Annotated in this window: 2 rRNA genes (1 of these 2 cut by a window edge); both read right to left on the reverse strand. The window is 54.0% G+C overall.

Going from position 1 to position 2,500, the window contains the following annotated elements:
* Positions 1–24 precede the first annotated feature (24 nt).
* Positions 25–139: ribosomal RNA gene (gene rrf / locus QMZ26_RS21125) — 5S ribosomal RNA — on the reverse strand.
* A 125-nt stretch (positions 140–264) separates the two neighbouring features.
* Positions 265–2,500: ribosomal RNA gene (locus tag QMZ26_RS21130) — 23S ribosomal RNA — on the reverse strand; it runs 645 nt beyond the window's last position.

The raw sequence follows: 2,500 nt of genomic DNA on the forward strand, positions 1-2,500 counted from the left end.
AGCAGCGGGGTTTTTGGGTATAAACCCTGGCGATGACCTACTCTCGCATGGCTTGAGCCACACTACCATCGGCGCAGCTGCGTTTCACTTCCGAGTTCGGGATGGGATCGGGTGGTTCCACAGCGCTAATTTCACCAGGGAGGCTTTTGGAGAGTCGCACTCGTCCCGAGGGACAAGGCGCCAGCCTCGCATAGTTCTTGTGACGTAGCGTGCACTTGGATGCTCTTACGACGTTGTCGTAAAGCCAAGGCAACTTGAGGTTATATGGTCAAGCCACACGGATCATTAGTATCAGTTAGCTCAATACATTGCTGTACTTACACACCTGACCTATCAACCACATAGTCTATATGGTTCCTTCAGGGGGCTTGTGCCCCGGGAGATCTCATCTTGAGGCGCGCTTCCCGCTTAGATGCTTTCAGCGGTTATCGCTTCCGAACATAGCTACCCGGCAATGCCACTGGCGTGACAACCGGAACACCAGAGGTTCGTCCACTCCGGTCCTCTCGTACTAGGAGCAGCCCCTCTCAAATCTCCAACGCCCATGGCAGATAGGGACCGAACTGTCTCACGACGTTCTGAACCCAGCTCGCGTACCACTTTAAATGGCGAACAGCCATACCCTTGGGACCGACTACAGCCCCAGGATGTGATGAGCCGACATCGAGGTGCCAAACACCGCCGTCGATATGAACTCTTGGGCGGTATCAGCCTGTTATCCCCGGAGTACCTTTTATCCGTTGAGCGATGGCCCTTCCATACAGAACCACCGGATCACTAAGTCCTAGTTTCCTACCTGCTTGATCCGTCGATCTTGCAGTCAAGCACGCTTATGCCTTTGCACACAGTGCGCGATGTCCGACCGCGCTGAGCGTACCTTCGAGCTCCTCCGTTACTCTTTAGGAGGAGACCGCCCCAGTCAAACTACCCACCATACACGGTCCCCGACCCAGATAATGGGCCCAGGTTAGAACGTCAAGCACGACAGGGTGGTATTTCAAGGATGGCTCCGCTGCAGCTAGCGCCACAGTTTCATAGCCTCCCACCTATCCTACACAGACGAACTCAACGTTCAGTGTAAAGCTATAGTAAAGGTTCACGGGGTCTTTCCGTCTTGCCACGGGAACGCTGCATCTTCACAGCGATTTCAATTTCACTGAGTCTCGGGTGGAGACAGCGCCGCTGTCGTTACGCCATTCGTGCAGGTCGGAACTTACCCGACAAGGAATTTCGCTACCTTAGGACCGTTATAGTTACGGCCGCCGTTTACTGGGGCTTCGATCAAGAGCTTCGCCTTGCGGCTGACCCCATCAATTAACCTTCCAGCACCGGGCAGGCGTCACACCCTATACGTCCACTTTCGTGTTTGCAGAGTGCTGTGTTTTTGATAAACAGTCGCAGCGGCCTGGTTACTGCGACCCTCTTCAGCTATAGCTCGCACGAGCCACCAAAAAGGGTGCACCTTCTCCCGAAGTTACGGTGCCATGTTGCCTAGTTCCTTCACCCGAGTTCTCTCAAGCGCCTGAGAATTCTCATCCTACCCACCTGTGTCGGTTTACGGTACGGTCTGCGTAAGCTGAAGCTTAGGAGCTTTTCCTGGAAGCGTGGTATCAGTGACTTCGCCTTAAAGGCTCGTCTCGGTGCTCGGTCTTGAAGGATCCCGGATTTGCCAAAGATCCAAACCTACCGCCTTTCCCCAGGACAACCAACGCCTGGTACACCTAACCTTCTCCGTCCCTCCATCGCACTTACGCGAGGTGCAGGAATATTAACCTGCTTCCCATCGACTACGACTTTCGTCCTCGCCTTAGGGGCCGACTCACCCTGCGCCGATTAACGTTGCGCAAGGAAACCTTGGGCTTTCGGCGTGCGGGTTTTTCACCCGCATTATCGTTACTCATGTCAGCATTCGCACTTCCGATACCTCCAGCAGACTTCTCAATCCACCTTCAACGGCTTACGGAACGCTCCTCTACCGCGTACATATAAATATGCACACCCCAAGCTTCGGTTCACTGCTTAGCCCCGTTAAATCTTCCCCGCAGACCGACTCGACCAGTGAGCTATTACGCTTTCTTTAAAGGGTGGCTGCTTCTAAGCCAACCTCCTGGCTGTCTGTGCCTTTCCACATGGTTTTCCACTTAGCAGTGAATTTGGGACCTTAGCTGTGGGTCTGGGTTGTTTCCCTTTTCACGACGGACGTTAGCACCCGCCGTGTGTCTCCCATACAGTCCGTCTCGGTATTCGGAGTTTGCAATGGTTTGGTAAGTCGCGATGACCCCCTAGCCATAACAGTGCTCTACCCCCGAGAGGATACATATGAGGCGCTACCTAAATAGCTTTCGAGGAGAACCAGCTATCTCCGGGTTCGATTAGCTTTTCACTCCTAATCACAGCTCATCCCCGTCTTTTGCAACAGACGTGGGTTCGGGCCTCCAGTACCTGTTACGGCACCTTCACCCTGGCCATGACTAGATCACCCGGTTTCGGGTCTACTGCC

The sequence above is a fragment of the Stenotrophomonas sp. PFBMAA-4 genome (assembly GCF_030053215.1).
In the GTDB taxonomy this organism is placed as follows: Bacteria; Pseudomonadota; Gammaproteobacteria; order Xanthomonadales; family Xanthomonadaceae; genus Stenotrophomonas.